The sequence below is a fragment of the Streptomyces sp. NPDC057638 genome (assembly GCF_042800315.1).
In the GTDB taxonomy this organism is placed as follows: Bacteria; Actinomycetota; Actinomycetes; order Streptomycetales; family Streptomycetaceae; genus Streptomyces.
This window is the reverse complement of record NZ_JBHVHF010000334.1, coordinates 1-7842: the sequence shown is the minus strand read 5'-3', so window position 1 is coordinate 7842 and position 7842 is coordinate 1. Positions and strand designations below refer to the sequence as shown.

The 7842-nt window shown below is 69.7% G+C and carries 4 protein-coding genes; 3 read left to right on the top strand and 1 reads right to left on the bottom strand.

The genetic code is table 11. The annotated features are described in order from the left end of the window. Window positions 1-49: 49 nt before the first annotated feature. Window positions 50-2764, bottom strand: coding sequence for an aconitate hydratase AcnA (acnA, locus tag ACFVIM_RS29985; RefSeq protein ID WP_384307869.1), 2715 nt, complete (start codon window positions 2762-2764; stop codon window positions 50-52). Window positions 2765-3081: 317 nt separating this feature from the next. Here acnA and ACFVIM_RS29980 point away from each other — a divergent pair, with 317 nt between their 5' ends. The 3 genes from ACFVIM_RS29980 to ACFVIM_RS29970 all read left to right on the top strand — a co-directional run bounded on the left by ACFVIM_RS29980 (window position 3082) and on the right by ACFVIM_RS29970 (window position 7794). Continuing rightward, entirely contained in the window at window positions 3082-3555 is a 474-nt protein-coding gene (locus tag ACFVIM_RS29980) for a DNA-binding protein (protein WP_384307867.1), read from the top strand. A 401-nt stretch (window positions 3556-3956) separates the two neighbouring features. Next, on the top strand, window positions 3957-5486 hold the full coding sequence (locus ACFVIM_RS29975; RefSeq protein WP_384307864.1) for a helix-turn-helix domain-containing protein: 1530 nt from the start codon (window positions 3957-3959) through the stop codon (window positions 5484-5486). Window positions 5487-5796: 310 nt separating this feature from the next. Beyond that, entirely contained in the window at window positions 5797-7794 is a 1998-nt protein-coding gene (locus tag ACFVIM_RS29970; RefSeq protein WP_384307861.1) for a hypothetical protein, read from the top strand. The last annotated feature ends 48 nt before the right edge of the window (window positions 7795-7842 follow it).

Genomic DNA, 7842 nt, shown 5'->3' with positions numbered 1-7842 from the left:
CCCCCCGCGTGGGGGGTGCGGCCCTCGGTGTGTCGGCGGACCGGAGGGGTCAGCCGCGGATCAGGTTCCGCAGCACGTACTGCATGATGCCGCCGTTGCGGTAGTAGTCCGCCTCGCCGGGGGTGTCGATGCGCACGACCGCGTCGAACTCCACACCGGTGTCGGTGGTGACCTTGACGGTGCGCGGGGTGGTGCCCTCGTTCAGCTCGGTGACGCCGGAGAAGGAGAAGGTCTCCTCACCGGTCAGTCCGAGCGCCTCGGCGGAGGCGCCCTCCGGGAACTGGAGCGGGAGCACGCCCATGCCGATCAGGTTGGAGCGGTGGATGCGCTCGTAGGACTCGGCGATGACGGCCTTGACGCCGAGCAGCGCGGTGCCCTTGGCGGCCCAGTCGCGGGAGGAGCCGGAGCCGTACTCCTTGCCCGCGAGGATCACCAGCGGGATGCCCTGCTCGATGTAGTTGCGCGAGGCGTCGTAGATGAACGACACCGGGGCGTCGGCCTGGGTGAAGTCACGGGTGAAGCCGCCCTCGGTGCCCGGCGCGATCTGGTTGCGCAGCCGGATGTTGGCGAAGGTGCCCCGGATCATGACCTCGTGGTTGCCACGGCGGGAGCCGTAGGAGTTGAAGTCGCGGCGCTCGACGCCGTGCTCCGTGAGGTACTTGCCCGCCGGGGTGTCGGCCTTGATGGCACCGGCCGGGGAGATGTGGTCGGTGGTGACCGAGTCGCCCAGCTTGGCCAGGACGCGGGCACCGGCGATGTCGCTGACCGGCGCGGGCTCCATCTCCATGCCCTCGAAGTACGGGGGCTTGCGGACGTAGGTGGACTCGGAGTCCCACTCGAAGGTGTTGCCGGTCGGGATCGACAGCGCCTGCCACTGGGCGTCGCCCGCGAAGACGTCCTGGTAGGACTTGTTGAACATGTCCTCGCCGATGGCGTTGGCGACGACGTCGTTCACCTCGGCCTCGGAGGGCCAGATGTCCTTCAGGAAGACCGGGTTGCCCTCGGTGTCGATGCCGAGCGCCGCACGGGTGATGTCCACCTTCATGGAGCCCGCGAGCGCGTAGGCCACGACCAGCGGCGGGGACGCCAGGTAGTTCATCTTGACGTCGGGGTTGATCCGGCCCTCGAAGTTGCGGTTGCCGGAGAGCACCGAGGTCACGGCCAGGTCGTTCTCGTTGACGGCCTTGGAGACCTCCTCCGGCAGCGGGCCGGAGTTGCCGATGCAGGTGGTGCAGCCGTAGCCGACCAGGTTGAAGCCGACCTTGTCGAGGTAGGGGGTCAGGCCCGCCTTGTCGAAGTAGTCGGTGACGACCTTGGAGCCCGGGGCGAGGGTGGTCTTGACCCACGGCTTGCGGGTCAGGCCCTTCTCGACCGCCTTCTTGGCCACCAGCGCGGCGGCGACCATGACGTACGGGTTCGAGGTGTTGGTGCAGGAGGTGATCGCGGCGACGGTGACGGCGCCGTGGTCGATCTCGTAGGTGGAGCCGTCAGGGGCGGTCACCGTGGTGGGCCGGGACGGAATCCCGTTGGCGGACGCGGGGGCGTCGGAGGCCGGGAAGGACTCCTTGCCCGCCTCCTCGTCGTCGTCCACGTAGTTGCGGACGTCCACGGCGAACTGCTCGGCGGCGTTGGCCAGGACGATGCGGTCCTGCGGGCGCTTGGGGCCGGCGATGGAGGGGACCACGGTGGAGAGGTCCAGCTCCAGCTTCTCGGAGAAGTCGGGCTCGGCGGCCGGGTCCAGCCAGAGGCCCTGCTCCTTGGCGTACGCCTCGACGAGCGCGACCTGCTGCTCGGAGCGGCCGGTGAGCTTCAGGTAGTTCAGGGTCTCGCCGTCGATCGGGAAGATCGCGGCGGTGGAGCCGAACTCCGGCGACATGTTGCCGATGGTGGCGCGGTTGGCGAGCGAGGTGGCGGCCACGCCCTCACCGTAGAACTCCACGAACTTGCCGACGACACCGTGCTTGCGCAGCATCTCGGTGATGGTCAGCACCAGGTCGGTGGCGGTGGTGCCGGGGGTCAGCTCACCGGTCAGCTTGAAGCCGACGACGCGCGGGATGAGCATGGAGACCGGCTGGCCCAGCATCGCGGCCTCGGCCTCGATGCCGCCGACGCCCCAGCCGAGCACACCGAGGCCGTTGACCATGGTGGTGTGGGAGTCGGTGCCGACGAGGGTGTCGGGGTACGCCTGGCCACCCCGGACCATGACGGTGCGGGCCAGGTGCTCGATGTTCACCTGGTGCACGATGCCGGTGCCGGGCGGGACGACCTTGAACTCGTCGAAGGCGGTCTGGCCCCAGCGCAGGAACTGGTAGCGCTCCTTGTTGCGGCCGTACTCCAGCTCGACGTTCTGCGCGAACGCGTCGTTGGTGCCGAACTTGTCGGCGATGACGGAGTGGTCGATGACCAGCTCGGCGGGGGCCAGCGGGTTGATCTTCGCCGGGTCGCCGCCGAGCTCCTTGACGGCCTCACGCATGGTGGCCAGGTCCACGACACAGGGCACACCGGTGAAGTCCTGCATGATCACGCGCGCCGGGGTGAACTGGATCTCCTGGCTCGGCTGCGCCTGCGAGTCCCAGCCGCCGAGGGCACGGATGTGGTCGGCGGTGATGTTGGCGCCGTCCTCGGTACGGAGGAGGTTCTCCAGGAGGACCTTCAGGCTGTACGGGAGGCGCGCGGAGCCCTCGACCTTGTCCAGCCGGAAGATTTCGTACGACTCGTCGCCCACGCGCAGCGTGCTGCGGGCGTCGAAGCTGTTCGCCGACACGACAGTCTCCTTCATCAATGTGCGCGTACTACGTCCATGCTGCCGCCACGGCCCCTCACTGGTCCGCTAAGGTAGGGCTTAGTTAGGTAACCCTTACCGATCGGCGGTCGCACCACGTCTTCGGCAGATATCTCGATGTCGAGATAACTCTAGTACATCGGTGCCGCTCGGTCATGCCCGGGGGCGGTGGATTCCGCCACCGGGCTCCGCCATGCCCTCCCTGACCTCAGGAAACGCCCCCGGCCGACACGGCGTACAAACATATTGTTCATCACGGGCCGTTGACATCGGGCGGTGTGGAGATCCACCCTGGTCCCATGACGACTCCCGACGACGCCCAGATCCCCCCACCCGAGGCCGACGCCCCCCACCCATCCGACCGCGACCCCTTCTCCCCGCCCGACGCGGACGAGGCGCGCGCCCGCCGGGCACCCACCGCGCTCTTCCGGATCACCGAACGGCACGCGGCCACCGAGGAGCAGCGCCGCCGCCAGACCAACCCCCACCTGCCCGGCCCGCACGAGGCCGTACGCCTGGTGGCGTTCCTGCTGAGCGGGGCGGCCGAGCGCGCGGAGGGCGAACCGGAGGTCGACCGCGCCGACATCACGGCCGCGCTGACCCTGATGCCACTCGTCCGGGGGGAACTGGACGAACTGGAGACGGGACTGCTCCAGATGGCGCGCGGACGGGGGATGACCTGGCCGGAGATCGCGTTCGGCCTGGGGCTGGGGACACCGCAGGCGGCGCGGCAGCGCTATGAACGGCTGGCGGCCCGCACCGCACCGGAGTAGAAGGGCGCGGCCGGGGAACCCGGGGGATGGACAGCGGCGGAGGTCTCCATCGACGCAGAGCCGAAGGCCGCCGGAACCGGGGTGGAGCGAGTGAAGGCGAAATCGGGCACAGGGCCCGGCCAACGTTCAAACCGGACATGGAGCTGGAGGCCGAAGCCGAAGGCCCGCGATGGAGGGCGGGACCAAGGGCCGGGACCGGCCCGGCACCAGACGCCGGAACCGACACGGAACCGGAGAGCGGAACCTGCGCGTCATCCCCCGGGCGGACGCACCGACTTGCCCCGCGCCGCTCCCCGACGGACCGTCAAAGGAGCCACACCCGGCGCCCCGGCCCCCCACCCCTCACTCAGACGCCACCCCCGGCGCGCGCCTCATCTCATATCTGAGATAGCCTCCACGGCATGTCAGACGATTACCTCGTACGTATCGGCAAGCTCATTCGTGACGCGCGGCAGCATCGCGGCTGGACACAGACGCAGCTCGCCGAGGCCCTCGGGACCAGCCAGAGCGCGGTCAACCGTATCGAGCGAGGCAACCAGAACATCAGCCTTGAGATGATCGCCCGGATCGGAGAGGCCCTCGACAGCGAGATCGTCTCCCTCGGCTATGCCGGACCGATGCATCTGCGGGTGGTCGGCGGGCGCCGTCTCTCCGGCGCCATCGACGTCAAGACGAGCAAGAACGCGGGCGTGGCCCTGCTGTGCGCCTCGCTCCTCAACAAGGGCCGCACGGTGCTGCGCCGGGTCGCCCGGATCGAGGAGGTCTTCCGGCTGCTGGAGGTCCTCAACTCCATCGGGGTCCGCACCCGCTGGATCAACGACGGCGTGGACCTGGAGATCGTGCCGCCCGCGCGGCTCGACATGGAGGCCATCGACGCGGAGGCGGCCCGCCGCACCCGCTCGATCATCATGTTCCTCGGGCCGCTGCTGCACCGGCTGGACGCGTTCAAGCTGCCCTACGCGGGCGGCTGCGACCTCGGCACCCGCACGATCGAGCCCCATATGATCGCGCTGCGCCGCTTCGGCCTGGACATCACCGCGACCGAGGGCCTCTACCACGCCCGGGTCGAGCGCTCCACGGTCCCGGACCGGCCGATCGTCCTGACCGAGCGCGGAGACACCGTCACCGAGAACGCGCTGCTGGCGGCGGCCCGCCACGACGGGGTCACCGTCATCCGCAACGCCTCCTCCAACTACATGGTCCAGGACCTCTGCTTCTTCCTGGAGGCGCTCGGGGTCCGGGTCGACGGGGTCGGCACCACCACCCTGACCGTGCACGGCGTCCCCACCATCGACGTGGACGTCGACTACTCCCCCTCCGAGGACCCGGTCGAGGCGATGAGCCTGCTCGCCGCCGCCGTGGTGACCGAGTCGGAGCTGACGATCCGCCGCGTCCCCATCGAGTTCCTGGAGATCGAGCTGGCGGTCCTGGAGGAGATGGGCCTGGACCACGACCGCTCCCCCGAGTACACGGCGGACAACGGCCGCACCCGTCTGGTGGACCTGACCGTGCGCCCCTCCAAACTGGAGGCGCCGATCGACAAGATCCACCCCATGCCCTTCCCCGGGCTGAACATCGACAACGTCCCCTTCTTCGCCGCCATCGCGGCGGTCGCCCAGGGCCAGACCCTCATCCACGACTGGGTCTACGACAACCGGGCCATCTATCTCACCGACCTCAACCGCCTCGGTGGCCGCCTCCAGCTCCTGGACCCCCACCGCGTCCTGGTCGAGGGCCCCACCCGCTGGCGCGCCGCCGAGATGATGTGCCCGCCCGCACTGCGCCCCGCCGTGGTGGTCCTGCTGGCGATGATGGCGGCGGAGGGCACCTCGGTGCTGCGCAATGTGTACGTCATCAACCGGGGGTACGAGGAGCTGGCGGAGCGCCTCAACTCGGTGGGCGCGCAGATCGAGATCTTCCGCGACATCTGACCGATCGCCTCCCTCCCGCCCCCTCTGACCCGCGTTCCGGCGGGTCAGAGGGGGCGCGGTCATATCCGGGGACTCGTGGACGGCGGCCTCCCGGCGGGGTGCGCTCCTCGGCACCGCGGGCGGCGGCCTCCCGGCGGGGTACGACCCGGCCCCGCGGACGGTGGTGCCTCGCCTGCGGCCGGGCGTCCCGTCATGGCTGATCCCTCCAGTCCCAATTACCCCATACGTATTACCCCGTCTCGCTACGCTGTTCCGTCACTGGAGTCATCTACGTGCCCAAGGCCGAGGCCCGGGGCCGGGAGGGGAAACCGTGACACTCAGCACCCGATCCACCAGGGGAGGCATCGCGGCGCTCCTGGGGGTCCTCGCCCTGTTGCTCTCCACCCTGCTTCCCGTCGACGACGCGCGGGCGGCCCCGCCGACAGCGCCCACGCCCCAGGCGGTGACTCCGCCGACAGCCCCCACACCCGTGGCAACGACCCCGTTACCGGGCTCCAAAGCGAACTGGACCGTCTCCCTGGGTGGGCTCCGGCCGCTCAGCCAGGGCCCTTCGTTCGTCCGGCTCGGGTACTACACGTTCGCCGGGGACGGCACCGTCGCCCATGAGTACTGGCAGTGGTCGCACACGCCGAGGTTCCGCCGGGTCGACGCGGTGAGCGCGGACTGCGGAGGCGCGATTCCGCACTGCGATGTCAAGACGGCGGAGGGATTCACCGGACCCCCGACGGGCAGGCTCGGCGGCTCCTATGTCTACACCCCGGGCGCCGACGGTCCCGATCTCGTCATCACCTGGCGGAACGGCACCCCGGGCGGTCCCCCGGCCGGGAGTGTCGAGCGATGGCGGGTGGAGACCGGCCTGGCGGGCGGAACCCTGGCCCGGATGCGGAGTGGCACGTTCTACCGTGCCGACGGTCTGACCGGGAACACCCTCGGCACGGTCGATCCCGATCCGGCGTTCTCCGACTACGGCGCCGACCACGGCATCGGCTACGGCAGCAACGCCCCCTTCAGCAGCCGCCAGAGCATGGCGAGCCTCGCCGCGAGCGAGACCCGCTTCCGCGGCAACTTCCTCCGGGTCACGGACGGGACCGCGCCGGAGCGTGAGTGGACGGGCGGCGACTTCACCTTCGGCGGACGGCAGGGGAACAACGTCTCGAACCCCTGGCGGCTGTGCTCGAACGGCTCCTGTATGGGATTCCTCCAGCACAACACCCGCTGCAACAGGAACGCGGCGAGCAACACACAGAACCCACGCGCCTTCGACCCCGACCGGGTCCGCTATCTCGCGGAGCTGGGCACCGGACGGCAGAACACCGGTGAGTACTGGTGCCAGCTGCTCGCCTGGGAGGAGGACTGCTACCAGGGGAACTCCCATGTACAGCCGATGCTCCAGGTCCTGGGCGACGACGGCGGGTTCCTGGGCTGGGTCGGCGTCGAAGCCTCGCCCGACTACCTCCAGGGCCAGCCGGCCAACCGTCAGGTGGAGGACTTCCTGGGCATCTTCGACAACGTGTCCGTGGAGATCGCCCACAGGAACGTCTATGTGACGACGCTCGTGGACCGGGGGACCGGGGCCTCGCCTCCCCTGGTCGTGGAGCGGGAGAAGCCCGCGCCCGCGTTCAGGATCGCCTATGGCAACAGCACGATGTTCGGCCATCTGACCTGGGAGGACCGCACCACGGCCCAGCCCTTCACCACGGTCCGCTACAGCGGCCGGAACCGACCCGCGAGTGGCTGCCGGTTCGCGGAGTTCATCGCCTACGCCGCCTCCGGGAAGTCCGTACGGGAGACGACACGGCACCAGTGCGCGGGCGGCGCGGACTACTTCGACCCGGACTTCGCGGCTGTGGAGACCCGGCCACCCCTGGCCATCGCCGACCGGGATGTGGCCCGGGTCCAGATCACCTACTGGGTCTCCGAGGACGGCGGCAGGACCTACTCCACCAAGGGGGTGCAGAACTGCACGGTGGGCGGATGTGTGGACTCCACCCGTGATCCGCAGACCCAGTTCCGGGTCGGCCATGGGCAGAGCGTCGCGGCGGGCACACTGACCTGGAAGGGGCAGGCCATCTCCTACGAGGGCAACAACCACGTCGCCAGCGGATGCCGTTATGTGCTGCTGGTGGCGTCCGACGGTACCCGCCACAGCTCCAGCGACTTCTGTGCCACCAACGGGGACCGTCCCTTCAGCTCCCCGCAGTTCGCCACCGCGGCGACCTCCGTCGACATCAGCTACTGGGTCTCCGACAACGGGGGCGCGCACTACGCCGCCGCGTCCACCCGGTGCACCAGGGACGGCTGCGTCTGATCCACCACGGTGAACCGCGTGCCCGGCCCGGAGCTGTCCGGGCCGGGC